Origin of the sequence: Flavobacterium cheonhonense, from assembly GCF_035671315.1 — a bacterium.
Taxonomy (GTDB): domain Bacteria; phylum Bacteroidota; class Bacteroidia; order Flavobacteriales; family Flavobacteriaceae; genus Flavobacterium; species Flavobacterium cheonhonense.
The window spans coordinates 24,825-40,746 of record NZ_JAXAVY010000008.1; the positions used below are offsets into that span (position 1 = coordinate 24,825).

At 37.5% G+C, this 15,922-nt stretch carries 13 protein-coding genes; 8 read left to right on the top strand and 5 right to left on the bottom strand.

Annotated elements, in window-relative coordinates; genetic code table 11:
- Positions 1 to 58 precede the first annotated feature (58 nt).
- Positions 59 to 325 carry a hypothetical protein gene (locus SK086_RS12930; protein WP_324692155.1) on the top strand — a complete coding sequence of 89 codons (267 nt, stop codon included), beginning with the start codon at positions 59 to 61 and terminating at the stop codon, positions 323 to 325.
- Between the two features lie 39 nt (positions 326 to 364).
- Here the strand turns inward: SK086_RS12930 and SK086_RS12935 are convergent, their stop codons facing one another.
- From SK086_RS12935 to SK086_RS12945, 3 genes are read right to left on the bottom strand one after another with little or no spacing between them, the layout of a single operon-like run.
- Complete coding sequence (locus tag SK086_RS12935) at positions 365 to 2,914, bottom strand: alpha/beta hydrolase family protein (RefSeq protein ID WP_324692157.1); 2,550 nt, start codon at positions 2,912 to 2,914, stop codon at positions 365 to 367.
- Positions 2,914 to 4,308: a RagB/SusD family nutrient uptake outer membrane protein gene (locus SK086_RS12940; RefSeq protein ID WP_324692159.1), complete on the bottom strand. Its 1,395-nt coding sequence runs from the start codon at positions 4,306 to 4,308 to the stop codon at positions 2,914 to 2,916. The genes SK086_RS12935 and SK086_RS12940 overlap by 1 nt, the downstream gene beginning before the upstream one ends.
- A 17-nt stretch (positions 4,309 to 4,325) precedes the next feature.
- Positions 4,326 to 7,367, bottom strand: coding sequence for a SusC/RagA family TonB-linked outer membrane protein (locus tag SK086_RS12945; RefSeq protein WP_324692161.1), 3,042 nt, complete (start codon positions 7,365 to 7,367; stop codon positions 4,326 to 4,328).
- Between the two features lie 936 nt (positions 7,368 to 8,303).
- On the opposite strand from SK086_RS12945, the gene SK086_RS12950 reads away from it, so the two are divergent.
- The 3 genes from SK086_RS12950 to SK086_RS12960 all read left to right on the top strand — a co-directional run bounded on the left by SK086_RS12950 (position 8,304) and on the right by SK086_RS12960 (position 10,378).
- Complete coding sequence (locus SK086_RS12950) at positions 8,304 to 8,552, top strand: helix-turn-helix domain-containing protein (protein ID WP_324692163.1); 249 nt, start codon at positions 8,304 to 8,306, stop codon at positions 8,550 to 8,552.
- Between the two features lie 253 nt (positions 8,553 to 8,805).
- A complete protein-coding gene (locus SK086_RS12955) occupies positions 8,806 to 9,330 on the top strand; it encodes a hypothetical protein (RefSeq protein WP_324692165.1) in 525 nt (174 codons plus the stop codon).
- Between the two features lie 178 nt (positions 9,331 to 9,508).
- Entirely contained in the window at positions 9,509 to 10,378 is an 870-nt protein-coding gene (locus SK086_RS12960; protein WP_324692167.1) for a hypothetical protein, read from the top strand.
- A gap of 76 nt (positions 10,379 to 10,454) precedes the next feature.
- On the opposite strand, the gene SK086_RS12965 is transcribed toward SK086_RS12960, so the two are convergent.
- Both SK086_RS12965 and SK086_RS12970 read right to left on the bottom strand, forming a co-directional pair.
- Positions 10,455 to 11,000: a hypothetical protein gene (locus SK086_RS12965; protein ID WP_324692169.1), complete on the bottom strand. Its 546-nt coding sequence runs from the start codon at positions 10,998 to 11,000 to the stop codon at positions 10,455 to 10,457.
- A 2-nt stretch (positions 11,001 to 11,002) separates the two neighbouring features.
- On the bottom strand, positions 11,003 to 12,196 hold the full coding sequence (locus SK086_RS12970; protein WP_324692172.1) for an ImmA/IrrE family metallo-endopeptidase: 1,194 nt from the start codon (positions 12,194 to 12,196) through the stop codon (positions 11,003 to 11,005).
- 1,285 nt (positions 12,197 to 13,481) lie between these two features.
- Between SK086_RS12970 and SK086_RS12975 the strand changes: the two genes are divergently transcribed.
- The 4 genes from SK086_RS12975 to SK086_RS12990 all read left to right on the top strand — a co-directional run bounded on the left by SK086_RS12975 (position 13,482) and on the right by SK086_RS12990 (position 15,878).
- Positions 13,482 to 14,003 (top strand): hypothetical protein, encoded by a 522-nt coding sequence (locus SK086_RS12975; RefSeq protein ID WP_324692173.1) that lies wholly within the window; start codon positions 13,482 to 13,484, stop codon positions 14,001 to 14,003.
- Positions 14,004 to 14,005: 2 nt separating this feature from the next.
- Positions 14,006 to 14,395, top strand: a complete 390-nt coding sequence (locus tag SK086_RS12980) for a helix-turn-helix domain-containing protein (protein WP_324692175.1) — start codon at positions 14,006 to 14,008, stop codon at positions 14,393 to 14,395.
- Positions 14,396 to 14,511: 116 nt separating this feature from the next.
- Positions 14,512 to 14,847: a hypothetical protein gene (locus SK086_RS12985; RefSeq protein ID WP_324692178.1), complete on the top strand. Its 336-nt coding sequence runs from the start codon at positions 14,512 to 14,514 to the stop codon at positions 14,845 to 14,847.
- Positions 14,848 to 15,377: 530 nt separating this feature from the next.
- Positions 15,378 to 15,878, top strand: a complete 501-nt coding sequence (locus SK086_RS12990) for a hypothetical protein (protein WP_324692180.1) — start codon at positions 15,378 to 15,380, stop codon at positions 15,876 to 15,878.
- Positions 15,879 to 15,922 lie beyond the last annotated feature (44 nt).

Consider the following 15,922-nt stretch of genomic DNA (forward strand, 5'->3'; position numbering starts at 1 on the left):
AGGGATAAGGTCGAAAACCTGTAAATAGAGTAGACCGATAATTTTAAATATTTTAACGATGAAAAAATTCAGCAAATTCATTCCTATGGCTGCACTAGCTTTAGGATTGGTTGGCGCTCTTAGCTCGTTCACTACAAGCACTGAGGCCAAAGACGCCATCAACATCCAAGGGTATCTTAAAGCGAACCCTTTCGGAACGGTGTGTAACACCTCTATCATGTGTTCTGATGATGGCCTACAGTTATGTACCGTTGGCAGCACTCAAGTTTGGGGCAAGGATGCCAGCGGTAATTGTGTGGTTGAATTGAGACGCAACCACCAGTAACCAAAAGCAAAGCAGTTCCGTAGGGAACTGCTTTGTTATTTAAAAAGTATCTGGAGTAAACCAATCCGGCTTAGGAGCTCCTTTCAAGTAATAGTCCCACCACTGACTCATGCGTCGAGTTATATCAGCTTGATGTTCAGCTTTGGTCAAACCGTGTCCTCCTCCTTCATAAAGCAACAATATATTAGGCTTTCCAAGCCTGCGCAAGGCCAAATGGAATTCGAGGCTCTGTCTGTAGTCAATAGCGCTATCATCAGTACCTGTCCAAAGCAAAAATGGCGTGTTCACCTTGGGCGCAAATGTAACTGGAGAATTTTGCAGGTACCGTTCAAAATTATCAAAAAGCGGTACACCCATCCTAAGCTGATTAAATTCGTAGCGCCAAGTATCCTGCTTTTTATTGTTTAATCCTACACTCAGATAACTACTGATAAAGTCATTAAAACCAGCACCGGAAATGGCTGCGGCAAACAAATTTGTCTGTGTTACGATAAAGCTGGTTTCGTATCCGCCAAAAGAGTGACCAATCAGGCCAATACGCTTTTTATCTACCGATTCATGAGCCAATACCTCATTTATGGCAGCGGTCACACAATCCACCGCCGACACACCCGGCTTTCCCTCTTCATAGGCAATATCGGGCAGCAGTACAAAGTATCCCTGCGTAGTCAGGTTACTAATATTGAATCCATCCTCATTCTGCAGTGTAGGGTTTACATATTGGTTATAATACTGCGATAAATGCTCGTAAATATGCACCACCATTGGATAGCTTTTAGTAGCATCATAACCTGCTGGGTAAAAAAGAGCACCGCGAAGCGGTTGTACCTTAGAATTCTCATACGAAAAGCGTTTTGAAAATCCCCAAGCATAGTATTTTTGCTGCTCATTACTTTGACCAATTACTTTAAACTTACCGCTAGGCTGTTTTACTATCAACTGCGGTGATAAATGGTAATGCTCCCTAATAAATATACTAACACCGGTATTGGTTCTTTTAAAACCACTAATCCTATTCGGTTCAAAAACTATTGGCTGTGCACCACTTTTTGAATTCCAGCTAAAATAACCGCTTTTATCAGGAGTTACCGCCTTGAGCACTATCCCTTTTGTCAAATCTACTACCTTGTCTGTTGGTGTGCCAATGGTTTTATAGTCCTTTTGCGGAACAAGTCTAAATACAATGCCTTCTTCCTTACCCCTGGTGAGTCTTACAGCACTGCTACCATCAGTCTTTAGGCTCCAAATATCATACGCATCATACACCAAAACAGCATCATCGTTAGCTGTCCATCCGGCAACACTCCATACCCTTTCATCTCCCGAACGGTCATAAGAGTGGTCTACAAAGGAATGCCCCAGTAATCCTGTCAGATTCCGGTGGGTATCTCGCTTGATATCATAAATCCACCAGTCTTTGTCTTTAAAATAGGCTATATAGTCTCCTTGCGTTGAAACTCCCATTTTGGTCCTATCAGGACTTTGCTTCGCCAAAACTAACCTTTGAGAACCGGTAACAACATCCTGCAAATAAAAATCAATAGGTGCATCATAGTCAAATTGGGGTTCGTGTGTCATAGGGTCATACACCAAGGCCAGTTGCTGTCCGGGTAGCAGTTCTTGATAGGGGAAAGTTACAGTAGTCAACATTCTAAATTGTTGTTGTAGTGGTAACCAAACAGCTAGTTTTGCCCTATCTTTCCAACCATTAATGGCCAATTTTCGGGGAAATGGCAACTTATCTGCCGTATTCCACACTTGCACACCACCATTATCCACAGCTACCTGTTTTGGTTTAACGCCAAAAAACACCCTTTGCCCATCATCCGATATGGATAACTCGGTCACAGAAGCATTATACAGTTCACCGTCTTTAGGGAAATCTACAAACTGCTTTTTATCAAAAATGAAATGCTTCTTTTCCGCAAGTTGATAATATCCAACGTAAGCGTCAGGACCATTTGTCAAATAAGCCACCGAAGCGCCATTAGACTGCCATACTGCAGAATGGTATTGTTGCGGCTTAGATTCAATTAGTATGGGGTGGTCTAAATGGTTAAGATCCAGCAATAATAATTGCCCATCATAATCACACACTACTTGGTCACCCACCGGACTCACCAAAAACAATGTAGTTCTTGGAATCCTTTTCAGTACCTTCCCACCCATGGTTACTACCAATAAATCGCCGGCTGCTGTACCAAAGTTCTCATGCATTACTAACAAACCAGTATGCAACGCAAGTTTATAATTGCCAATGTTTGGGTGCTTAATTGATGTACCGGTCTTAAGGTTAACCACTACCACTGCTCCATTACCGTCACGATATACAAAGTGGTTGTTGGCGGCAAAGCGTCCATCAGTTCCACCGGCAAAAGTGTAAGCCTTGGCTTTTTGGGTATGTTTTACAAACAAGGTGTCCTTACCACTTGCATAAGTAAAGCTATAACTCACCCAGTTACCATCCTCCGATAACTGCTCTTGCTCCAAGGTATGCCACAAAGAGTAATCTGCCTCTGTCAACTGTTTCTTTGCAACCTGTGCCCATACCGGGCAGGCCGCCAATAGTATTAAAAGTAACTTTTTCATTAGTAGCCTGCGTTTTGGGGTTCTAAATTGGAATTAAGCAACAACTCATTTTGCGGCAACGGGAACAAGGCTTCATGAACATCCCAGCCGGGTTTTACAACATCAAGCACAGTAGTAACTTGACCCGTGCGTTTCAGGTCTAAAAAGCGGTGGCCACTCTCGGTAAAGAATTCAACCCGACGCTCCTGTAAAATGGCGCTAAGAAGTTCTTCCTGGCTTGAAGCGGTGGTATCAGGCAAACCGGCCAAGTTGCGAATCACATTCAAATCATCCTGCGCTCCGCTCAAAAAACCTTGCTTGGCCCGTGCTTCGGCCCGAATCAAATACAGTTCCGACAAACGCAAAACTATAGAGTATTCCGAGCTACTTCCCGCAAAACTTTGCTGCTTATATTTGTAGGCATGGTACCACGTATCACTGCCATTGCTAATAGCCCTCACCCAATGAACCCTGCGCAAATCACCCGGCTCAAAAGCAGTTACTAAAGCACTACTTAACGCCACAAAAGGAGGTGGTCCGTAGTTAAAAATAAAATTAGCACCCTCACCTGTGCTGGCACCATTATTTTGAGGAATAAGCTGCCACAAGGTACTCGGACTGTCTTTCAAAAAGGCACTGTCAAAATCAGTCACCAAGGAATAGGTTCCGGTTTCATTCAATACTGCCGAGGCTTCATTTGCAGCTTCAGCATAATTGCCATGGTAAAGGTAAACTCTGGCCAGTAAAGCAGTAGCCACCCACTTATTAGGACGCACCCTGCTGCCACTAAAATCATAATCCGGTAACAACGCCTGCGCCGCTGTTAAATCGGCTATACAACGGTCATATACTTCCTGTGTTGTAATTTTATTAACTATTTGATTTTGTTCATAATTAGTAGTAGTGATATAAGGTACTGCTCCAAACAAATTCGTTAAGCTAAAATGCACCAACGCTCTAACAAACAAAGCCTCACCCATCAACTGGTCTTTATCGGTTTGAGCCAGTTTAGTGGAGTTATTTACACCTTCATAAACCGTATTGGCAGCGTAAATTTGGTTATAGCTTCTACTCCACCATTCCGTCACCACACCATTCGTTGGCAACACTGTATTGGTGTATAAAAACTGTGTCTCACCGGTGCTAATGCCGTAGTAATCCAATTCATCGGCATAAACACCTAAAGCAACACTCATACCCGAGGCATTGCCCGAAAGCAACCCGTTATCTCGTAATTTAGCGTAAATATTAGTCATGGCAGCGTTAGCCGTGGCGCGCTCTTCAAAAACAGTACCGGAGCTAAGTTGTGAATTCGGAAGTCCAACATCCACAAAGGAATCACAACCAAAAGTCATGGCAACTACTACCATAAGCAGTAGTGACCGCATTACAATTGTATAATTAAGGTTTTTCATAATCAAATCGTTTTAAGTTAAAAGCTAAACTGCAATCCTGCCGTAAACACCTTCAAGGGTGGCAAGTATCCATAAGTAGTAAATTCGGGGTCTCGACCCTCATAGGAGGTAAACGTCAACAAGTTCTGTCCCTCCAAGGTAACCTTGCAACTGGCACCAAATAGCCATCGCTCAGGAACTTTATAAGTTAAGGCAACATTCTTTAAGCGCACAAACGAGGCATCACCAATCAACGCATCGCTTTCATAATAATTGAAGTAAGCATCCACCGCATCGCCGTTATACCCGGCCGTGTAAACCTGAAAACCTGCGGTATCACCCGGTGCTTGCCAGTGCTGCAATACAGCCGTAGGCTGGTTACCCATGGTGCCAGGCACTCCGGTCATAGCTGCCGCAGTATAGTTGTCTTGCTTCACAAATTGAAACATCACATCAAGGGCCCAGCGTCCATAAGTAAACTGGTTGCTCAATCCACCAAAAAAACTAGGGTTAAAATCTTTCACAACTTGTCGGTCCAATCCCGATAGTACCCCATCTCCATTCATGTCCTCAAACGTAAAAACACCCGTCTGAGGGTCTAAACCGGTATAGCGATACACCTTTTGGATATTCAAAGCCTCTCCTATCACAAACTGATTGCGGTAGGTAGAAGTAGCTAAATCCGGAAACGATAACAATTTGTTTTTCGAAAAGGAAATATTAAAATTCGTGGTCCAACTAAAATTCCCATTTTGAAAATTCACAGTCCTAAGGGTGATTTCAGTACCACGGTTTTGTACTGTGGCATTAAGATTCCCTTGCAACGAAGGAAATCCCGTAGTTGCCGGCATCGGAATCCCAACCAATTGGCTCGACGAACGATTATTATACCAACCCAACGTCAAGAAAATGCGGTCTTTAAAAAAACCGGCCTCTAAAGCCAATTCCAGCTTTTTATTAGTCTCCCAACCAAAATTCGGATTGTTCAACCGCGTAGGCTCCAAAACTATCACGCCATTATAACTAACACCCGACGACAAAAAGGTATCCAAAAACTGGTAATCGCCTATCAAGTCATTACCGGTAGTCCCATAACTACCACGCAACTTACCAAAGCTTAGGATACTTTTGTCTTTAATAAACATCTCCTCGCCAAACAGCCAAGCGGCTCCCACGGCTCCAAAAGTCGCAAACTGATTGCCAGGCCCAAACCTACTACTGCCATCCCTACGACCGGTCAAATTCAAGATATACTTGTCTTGATAGGAATAGTTAAACCTCCCAAAAAAAGCTTGGTACTTGTAATCGGTCTGTTGATCCTGTAAAGTATTTACGCTAAACGCAGAAGCCAAATTATAAATAAGGCTGTTGCTCACAAACCCATTCCCCTGCTGCACCAGTCGGGTGCCTTTCTGTTGTTGGAAAGTCCCTCCTGCCAATAATTCAGTTTTACCGTAGCGCCATTGTTGCGCCCAACTCAGCTGTGGTTCGGCTATCCACGAACGGCGATTTACAGTATTTACTATCAAACTCGAAAATTCAGGTCCGGCACCATACACAGGGTCGTATATTGTCGAGGGTGTTGTGCGGGTTTCATCATGCTTGGTATCGGTAATCCCAAAGGCCGACTTGAGTTCCACTCCGGGAAGCAGCACATAACCTATCGTTCCATTGGCTATAACATCATAGGTTTTAGTCCGGTATTTACCGGCCAACGCCGCCAGTGGATTTTCCCAAGTGCTACCTTCCCAATTCAAACTACCGTCATCATTATAAAGCGCCGGAGCATTAGGAGCCAACAACATCGCGGTACGAGACAGGTCTACGGCCGGTTGGTCGTTATCCTGCACCGTGTAGGCAGTCGATAGGGATAATCGAAACTTTTGGTTCTCACTGGCATGGTTCAAATTACTGCGCAGCACGCCTCTTTTATACCCAAAATCACCCGGGAACACCGTGGTCTCATCGTGAAACGTCCCACTAACCATAAACTGCGTTTGGGCACTACCACCACTCACACTGGCATTGGCATCTTTGTAAGTGGCGGTACCGCCAACTAATTCTTTTTGCCAATCGGTATAACGGTTAGGGTCCCAAGTACCATTCACGTCAAAATCCATAAAGGATGGCGCAAATCCATCATTGGCAAACGCCTCATTCCGCATGGCAAGGTATTGCTCAGTATTCAAAAGCTTCATAAATTGGGTAGCATTGGCCACACCCTGCGATACACTCATGGTATAACGCGTCTTGCCTTGCTTGCCTTTTTTGGTGGTAATCAGCACCACCCCATTAGCACCACGAGAGCCATAAATGGCAGTGGCATCGGCATCTTTCAATACCTCTATACTTTCTATATCCAGCGGATTAATACTGTTCAGCGGATTGGCCAGGGTAGGCATCACACTGGTGGTTCGAGAATTCCCTACCGATTCCGACGAATAAGGCACGCCATCTATCAAATACAACGGGCTATTTCCTTCCGCCCGCAAACTGTTCTGTCCCCTAATCTTTAGGTCAAAACCACCACCGGGAACACCGCTGGTTTGCGTTATACTAACACCGGCCATCCTACCCTGCATGGTCGATAACACGTTAGTCACCGGTTGTTTCTCTATGTCTTTAGAGGTAATTTTCGAAATGCTACCCGTCCGCTCTTTGTCTTTCACAGTATAATACCCCGCATTCACCGTCACTTCTTTGAGAGTTGTGGCATCTTCTTGTAGCGTTACATTAATTACATTACTATTGGTTACTGTTACCTCCAGCGTTTTATAACCTATGTAACTAAAAACCAATACATCATCAGTTTTAGCTGCAATAGAAAACTTACCTGTTTCATCTGTTATTGCATTGATATTTGTGTCTTTAATAGCAACTGTCACTCCTGGTAACACTCCATTACTATCTGAAATGGTTCCGGTAATTATTTGTTGTGTTGTAATTAATAGAGTAGAAAAATCTTTTCCCTTATCCCTTATCCCTTTTGACTCACTCAATTCATCTGGATAAGCAATTTGTAAACAAAGGCAGCACAGTACAAGGTACCTCCGCCCTTTCACATATGAAATCTTATTCATAATTTTGGTTTGGTTTAAATTGAACAATAGTTTGTTTAAGCTTCGGCTTCCTATTCTAGTTTGGCGACGAGGTAGGAAGTCTTTTTTTGTTTGTTTGTTTGTGCATTGTAACCCCGAGCAAGCCTGTCCTGAGCGGAGTCGAAGGATCGAGGGGACAATTAGTGTAGTCATGTTGTTTATACCATAGGCATTTATGTTTTGTGGTTAATAACTCTGCGTTGTTACGGCCTTAGAATCTGGAAGCGAGTGTCAAATATTCGAAGTATTCTTAAAATGAAAATCTGTTTGAGGCAACGCCGAGTTATTTTCATTTAGAATGCGAGAATCAATTTGACCGCTGAAGATTCAGAGCCTTGACCTTTTGTTTCTTTTGGGTCAAGCCAAAAGAAAAAGAACGTGTAAATAAACCTGCGCTGAGTATAGCAAATAACCCAACTCAATAAACTCAACTAAACTCACACGCAGGCTGTATAAGTAGTTGCTTAAAAAAATAAATAGTGTAAGTCGAAGCCGGAAAAACTACCCGAGCCAAATGGCGAACGGAGCGAATCTAATCCCTTTTCCCTCTTCCCTTATCCTTAAAATAATGATGAATCTAATAAGCCGGAGAACCCGTTTTAGTCTTAATACTCTTTTTATCGCTTTGCACAAAAAAAAGGCGCGGAACTCAGCTTAAACGCTCCAAGGTACTGGTATACCCGCACACGAATAAGTGAGCCCACGCCCTAGGAGCGTGAGCATTGGCACTTATCATCTCGCGTGCTAAAAATTACCAGTTTTTGGAACGAGATTCAAAGCGAATGCTTCAATATTACTATATGAAGAATCGCAAATTTAATAATTCAATGCGAATATAAGAAAATATTTTCAATTGTGGTGTACTTTACCTACATTATTTTTTACAAATGTTTTGAAATTGCCTTCAAGTATTAACTAATGGCAAAAAAACAAACTAAAACAGCATTTCAAGTTGCATTCGGAAAGCACCTTGAGAAACTCAGAACAGAGCGAGATTTGAGCTATAGACAATTAGCACAAAGATGTGACGTGGACTTCAGTAATATCAGCAAAATAGAAAAAGGAGAAATTAACATCCAATTATCATCAGTACTTCAACTTGCAAAAGGATTAAATGTTAATCCTAAGCAACTTTTTGAATTTGAATTTGATTTGGATAAAGAATAACTATTCTAAAAGTAATTTAATTTTTTACCATTTATACCACATTAAAAGATGCTTACGAGCGTCTTTTTTTTATACCTTTATTCTTATGAAATGGTATGAAATTCTAATCGCAATTCCTGTAATACTCATTGGGGTTACCTTGGTATAAAACTCAAAGAGTTTAAAAAGAATATATATTATAATGACATTTGGAAAAGTAGAAAAAAGAATAAACTAGTATGTTTGGGTATATTAACCAGTTAGCTAAAATAAAATGACACATAAATATAAAAATACAGACGAGCGAAAGAAAGAAGTATATTTCTATTTAGGATTACTATCTACACTCTTTGCCAAAATGGAATCAAAATTACTCGATATACTAGGAAAACATATCACTTCAGATTTTGTACTTGCAAATACACTTTTCGAGAGAAACACATTGTATCAGAATATTGAAATGTTGAAAAGCATTAACAGCTTGAAAGACTTTGAAGCTGAAACTGTGAAAAAGCTCATTCAAAAAATTTCAAATGTTAGAAAAACCAGAAATTTATTCATTCATGGTGTTTGGGACGATCCGATTGAATTTGATAATGACATTTTAATTGTCTGTAGAGAGTCAAAACTTGACTACTCAGAAGAAAAAGAAAATGGAAAAATAATAAGTCAACAGTGGACTTCTAAAAGAAATACAGAATTCAGATTATCTTACATCAGAAAGTTAGTTGAAAATGTAGAAGAAATATTGCTGATAGAAGATTATCTTCTTAGAAAATTAGAAGATTATGATTATTAGAAAGATTTGTAAGTTAATGCAGCTAACAGCGGTTTTAAACTATAGATGGTTTTTCTCGAGTCTTACTTATTTCTACAGGAAAACATTTACCTTCGCGAACTGTCTACAGTTCGCTGGCTAAGATATGGTTTGTAAGCACCGAAACTTTTGCGATCATACCTCAAACCCCAAAAAAAATATGAGTAAATTTGATATTGAAAATCAGCGTGGAAGAAACATTTGCATAAACATGACTTGTTTAGAGTGTCATGAAGAATTTACAACAGAGCTTGACACGAATTACTCAATTGAAAATCTTCCTTTTTTTAATGATTGTAATTTGTATTGTATTTATTGTAATACTTCATTTGATTACACTATTAAAATTGACCAAAATGTTGTAGAAATCTCATTCAAAAAGGAAAATATTTTTGGAAATCTGGAGTATTCGGACACAATTGAACCTGAACTAATAGATTATTATGCTGATACAACTCCATCCGACTCGAAAAAATACTATTACTTACAAATAAAAAGGTTAGAAGAATTACTAAACATAAAAACTACAGAATATATTGTCAAACAGACATTGAATAGATTAATTTATTCAGGTGTTATAACATCTTTAGAAACTTATTTAAATGAAATTTTGTTAGCTGTAACATTAGATTCAAATGAAACTTTAGAAAAATTTGTTAGTAATTATGAACCTTACAAAAAAGAGCAATTCACATTGAGCGAAATCTACTCAAAACATTGCGGCTTGAAGAACAGAGTTAGAAATGATTTGAATAATTTATTGTATCACAATATTGCTAAAATTATTAGTATATTCAATATTTTCAACTTTGAGTTAAACAAATTTGTGAAGGTTAATTCAATCGCTAAAAGTATTCAAAAACGACATAATTTCATTCACAAGAGCGGTCTTGATGAATACAATAACTCCACGGTCATTACAGAAAATGAGATAATGGAATTAATACAAGATACAAATTTACTTATTGAGTATATTGATAAGAAAATTGAATACAAGTGCTACGACGACAATGTCGATATACCCTTTTAGAAATACTATAAACAGTAGTTTCAGGTAGATTATTGAAAAAACATTGTGTGTAATTGAAAATTCACAATTATATCAACTACTTATCATTCAACTTCATCATTGCTTTTGCGACTTCTGCTGTTGACTTATCATATTCTTCATGTCCATATCCATGTTTCTCATTTAAATCATAAAATGACTTATACAAAACAAAGGGATTTTGTGAATTTCCAACCCATTCAACAATAATATCAAGTATCTCGTTCATGACAGGCTGAAAAGTCATACGTCCATCAGATTTTCGAATGCCATTATTATCGGATTTTCTCTTACCAAGATTTAAGAAGATATTTTTTTCATCATAAATTATATCACGAACTTCTTTAAACTCTTTTCCTTTTGGTAAAAAGCTCATCAACAATCTTCTTATGCCATTATAGTATAGATTATACTTTTCTTCAGGATTATCAAACTGCTTTCCAACAAGTTGTCGTAATTCATCAATTTCTTCTAGATTTCCTGTATCAGGATTGATTGACAACTGACGGCCTGCTTTTTCATTAGCTCTTTGTAAAAGCTCCATTCTTTCAATGTCAGCTTGAGATAGCTGTTGATCCTTTTTAATTTCCTTATTATTATCCATTTTTATTTAATTTCTAAGATTGATTTAATTTTTTCACTTGCCTGTACAATACTTTGCTCATTCCAAGTTATGGGGTTTAACTTTTTTATTGCCTCGCTATACTCCGGATAAAATTCCTTAAATGCTGCATGATAATTTTTCCCATATAGTTTTTTCTGATACCAGGTAAAAAAAGAATAAACCATCGAAGAGTGAATTTCATTCTCCTTGGCAAATTTCGCGACCATATATGGGTTATTAATATAGGTTTTAATGAAATGAAACTTATCCTCGGAGAAGAAAAATTCTCTCCCGAAGGAATCTGCTTTGTCTTCAATTAAAAATAGATCATCATCTCCTGTCAAATGAAAACTATTAGTTTCTATTAATTCAAAATCAAATAAGACATGATGAAGCTCATGCAACAAAGTAAACCACAATGTAGAATACATCTTATTGAAATCGGTTATCACAATGCAAGGCTTTCCGTTTATGACAAAAGTTGCTCCACGGACTTGTGTTGTAGATAGATAGCTTTGAAAAATCACAGTAACACCAACGTTATACAACGCTTTGCAAACAGTAACCAAACCATTATTTACATCTTGTGAATAAGGCTTAATTTTCACAATCAAATCTTTCAATCTTTCTCGATCGTAACGATTAGGATTATCGATTACTTTGAAAGTTTGATATGCTGACTTTATCCAGAAATCTTTCATCTTATCAGAAAAATTTCGTTTCACACGACTATACAATGGCTGATCAAGTTGCTCCTCATATTCTTGTATTGATGAATAACCAAAAAAAGATAATACTTTTTCAACTAAAGTATCAACAGCGTCATCACGGTCAAAAAAACCAAGTTTCGTCAGCATTTTAACGTCGAAATTCTTTAGGAGGAAAGTTGCTTTCCTTGCGCTTTCAATCGAGCCAACATTTTCAGAATTTTGATTTTTTAAAACTACTCTTATAAACTCATCAATATTCACATTTAAAAATTCAGCAATTTTAACGACATGAATCAAATTTGGTTGTTTTGCAGAACCATTAATAATCTCTTCAAAAACATCTTTATCTATGTTCAGTAATTTCAAGGCTTTAGTTTTACTAATGCTATATTCAAGTAGCTTAGTTTCAAAAACCTCTTTAATATTAAAATTTAACTCTTCATCAAAGATAGATTTTAGCAGTGTATCAATATCATTTTTTTTCATTTTGGAAGAATTTACCCTGCAAATATAAGCTATTTTTTAATATAATAAAATTTTAAAGGGAATTTACCCTCGATTTTTCAATAATGATATTGTGACAGCGATTTCTAGTATTTGTCATAATTTCTTGTCTTCTACTCCATTTCTCAAGTAATAACATTATCTCCATAATTAGTTAACAGTTCGCTAGCTTAACCTTCTGCCGAACGAATCCTTTCGTGTGTTATTAGCAATCTATTTAACTGCCCCGCTACCGCACGAATCCTTTCGTGTGGTATTAGTAAGCATTTTACATATTCATCCCCTCCCCCGCTGCCCCCCGCTACCGCACGAAATGCAATTCGACGCAGTCAATCCTTTCGTGTGGTATTATCAAGCAACATTACTATTTCTTAGTACTAATGCACTTCTACCCCCGCTGCCGCACGAATCCTTTCGTGTGGTTTTAGTAAGCAATTTGCCTATTCTGCATATTTAAACACTTCTACACCGTATGATGTGTGTTTACGAACCTATTTTATCATTCCAAAGCGCAAATTTAAAACTCCTTTTTAGCATAACGATTACTACTAAATTGCATACAACTTTAAAATACTATTCAATACATTGAGTTGAGCCTTTTTAAAATCAAATCTATGGAATGGTATGAAATAGTAATTGCAATTCCGGCTATCATAATTGGAGTTTACCTTGGTATCAAATTAAAAGAATTTTGAAACGGTATCTTTCATATTGACAGCTGGAGGAATCCCCCGCTACCGCACGAATCCTTTCGTGTGGTGTTAGTAAGCATTTTGCATATTCTTCCCCTCCCCCCACTACCCCACGAAATGCAATTCGACTGAGTCAATCCTTTCATGTGGTATTTTAAGCATATTAGCCATTTCTAAACACTCATGCACTTCTATGGCCTCGCTTCCTCACGAAATGTAATTCGACGGAGTCAATCCTTTCGTGTGGTGTTAGTAAGCTATTTACCTAATTATGGATACTATTACACTTTTACCCCGATGGTGCGGATTTGCAATCCGTGCCCAACAAAATACTAAGCCCTTAGAAAATTGCTCCATATCGCTCTATCCTTACCTCTTTCTTATAAAAAAGTGAGTTACATTAAATCTTTAAAAAATACAATTTCATTCAATCTACTAACAACTTAGTTAATAAAATTTTCGGCATTGTAAGTAAATAAACATAAATTAAACTAATATTGTAACCTCTGCCACCTTAAGTTAAAATACTAATGTTAACTTAAAAGTGAAAAAAAAATTTGGTAGTTAACTTATAAGTGAATACTTTTGCACATATAAAACACATAGGAGCATATGATAAAGTGTCATATTACTCTGTTGTAGTAGAAAATGATGAACATTCATTATTTGAAGATTTCATAGCCCAACATAAACATACTAACAAGGAAAAACTTTACCATATAGTAAAGTGGTTAGAGGTTATAGGAAAAAAATATGGCGCACAAACCAATTTATTCAGACCCGAAGGAAAAAATGCAGATACTTCAGCATTGCCTCCTGCCGAAAACAGGAACCCTTCTTACATTGAAAATGGAAAGAAAAAAGCAAATGCATTACGATTGTATTGTTTACGAGCAAACAGCAACGTCGTGTTCCTTTTTAATGGAGATATAAAAACCACTCAAAAAGCACAAGATTGCCCCAATGTCAGTAAACATTTTAAATTGGCAAATCAAATTTCAAAAGCCCTGAATCAAGCATTTATTGAAAAAGATATTCTTTGGAATGAGACACTTACCGATATTGTGTTTCAAACCGACTTGATGATTCACTTTTAACTATGAAAAACAATCAAAACAACATTATCTCCGATTGGTTACAAAAAAACCAAAATCCTCAAATAGACAAAGTAGTGGAAAAAAATCTGGCTATTGCCAACAAAATTCACGAACTACTCGAGGAAAGAGGATTAAAGCCTGCTGACTTAGCCAGACTGTTAGACAAAAAACCTTCTGAAATTAGCAAATGGCTTACCGGTACACATACCTTCACTACCAAGACGATCGCAAAAATCGAAATAGCTTTGGGAATTGATATCATCCACATCGAACCTCAAAAGGAATACATCTATTTCAAAGTAATGTTAAATGACAATGTGATTCCGGAATCATTAGAATTTGAGCAATCTTTAGTAGCTAAAACTAAGGAAAACTCCAAAAAAGCTATTTAATAATGGCAAATAACGTCATCCCGGAAAAAATTCACCTTTTGCAAATAAAGTGGGTGAAGCAGCATAATGTTATCTTAAAAAACAAGTTAGCAAAAAATCCCTCATATAATTTTCAGATGGCGCACAACATGATGCACAATCTTCAAAGGGAAGTGGTGAAAATTCGGTTATTCCTGGATATGAGTGGTGAAATAGAGGGTAAAACTATAAATCAAGGAGGGAATTACGAAATAGATTTCCTATTTCGAATTGACGATTTGAAAGACCATTATAATATTGTTGATAACAAACCTGTCTTCAGCGGTGTATTCGTATCTACACTCTTGGCAATAAGCTTCTCTACTATGAGAGGGATGCTGTTCATGCTATGGAACGATACGGTATTACAACAAGTTATCCTACCGGTAATATCGCCACCCGAATTATTAAAGAGCACTAGAATGATAACGTAACGGCTTTAAACCTCTACCACTATCGCTCGAAATGCAATTCGACATAGTCAATCTTTCGTGTGGTGTTTATATGCAATTTGCCTATTATGCATATTAATAGCCTTCAACATCCTATGGTGTGGTTTCACAACCCTAATTATATCATCCTAAAGCGCAAATTTAAAACTCCTTTTTAGCATAACAAATACTCCCAATTGCATACAATTTGAAAAAACAACTCAATAAATTGAGTTTTTTAAAAATCAAATCTATGGGATGGTATGAAAAAGTAATTGTAATTCCGGCTATCATAATTGGAGCTTACCTTGGTATCAAATTAAAGGAATATTGAAATACTATCTTTCATAATTAAAGTTGGAGGAATCGTAAGAAATAAAATCCGCAATAAATGTTTATAATAGAAATCTTAATATATTTGAGTTTACAAAATTACAGTACAGTAGCGGTTATAGAACCAAATAAGAGGTTGATAATTTGTATCGAATAACGAATATCTAATTGTTGTCTACAATACCCAAAGAAACAACTATATGCTTAAAATCAACAATTTTTACGAAGTTAAAACCGAAGGATGGAATTGGATTCCTGTAGAAATAATAAAAGAAGAAAATGGAATTTTTACGTTTAGAAATCTTCTCAACAAAGAAATTGGAAAAGAAAGCCAAAAATATTTACGAGAAATTGAAATTGAAAAAATTCATTTAGATAGAATCGGATTTAAAAAAGAGTTTTTTGGCAATATTGTAGCTAAGCGAATTGCTTTTATAATTGGAAATGATTTATCAAAATTAGAAATTGCAGAGTTTGGATATATTATATTTGACAAAAATAATATTGATTCCGTGACAGAACATATTGGGAAAATGGTTCAAAAAGTCAATTTAGTTTATAGTGAAAATCCAAGTTCAATACATACTCATGCAATCAAAGAGGAATGGCGAACAGTTTATAATTTGAATGATTTATTTGATGTTTTAACAAACAAATTTGGATTGTCTATTGACAAGGAAAATATTATAACTGGATTGTAAAGTGCTACAGCTAGCAGTGATTTTTCGCTATTGATGGATTTTCT

What these genes read in the sequence shown, in the direction of transcription:
- SK086_RS12990 (WP_324692180.1), top strand. Translation starts at nt 15,378, where the DNA reads ATGCTTAAAATCAACAATTTTTACGAAGTTAAAACCGAAGGATGGAAT.
- SK086_RS12960 (WP_324692167.1), top strand. Translation starts at nt 9,509, where the DNA reads ATGAGTAAATTTGATATTGAAAATCAGCGTGGAAGAAACATTTGCATA.
- SK086_RS12935 (WP_324692157.1), bottom strand. Translation starts at nt 2,914, where the DNA reads ATGAAAAAGTTACTTTTAATACTATTGGCGGCCTGCCCGGTATGGGCA.
- SK086_RS12930 (WP_324692155.1), top strand. Translation starts at nt 59, where the DNA reads ATGAAAAAATTCAGCAAATTCATTCCTATGGCTGCACTAGCTTTAGGA.
- SK086_RS12965 (WP_324692169.1), bottom strand. Translation starts at nt 11,000, where the DNA reads ATGGATAATAATAAGGAAATTAAAAAGGATCAACAGCTATCTCAAGCT.
- SK086_RS12950 (WP_324692163.1), top strand. Translation starts at nt 8,304, where the DNA reads ATGGCAAAAAAACAAACTAAAACAGCATTTCAAGTTGCATTCGGAAAG.
- SK086_RS12970 (WP_324692172.1), bottom strand. Translation starts at nt 12,196, where the DNA reads ATGAAAAAAAATGATATTGATACACTGCTAAAATCTATCTTTGATGAA.
- SK086_RS12945 (WP_324692161.1), bottom strand. Translation starts at nt 7,367, where the DNA reads ATGAATAAGATTTCATATGTGAAAGGGCGGAGGTACCTTGTACTGTGC.
- SK086_RS12980 (WP_324692175.1), top strand. Translation starts at nt 14,006, where the DNA reads ATGAAAAACAATCAAAACAACATTATCTCCGATTGGTTACAAAAAAAC.
- SK086_RS12985 (WP_324692178.1), top strand. Translation starts at nt 14,512, where the DNA reads ATGGCGCACAACATGATGCACAATCTTCAAAGGGAAGTGGTGAAAATT.
- SK086_RS12940 (WP_324692159.1), bottom strand. Translation starts at nt 4,308, where the DNA reads ATGAAAAACCTTAATTATACAATTGTAATGCGGTCACTACTGCTTATG.
- SK086_RS12955 (WP_324692165.1), top strand. Translation starts at nt 8,806, where the DNA reads ATGACACATAAATATAAAAATACAGACGAGCGAAAGAAAGAAGTATAT.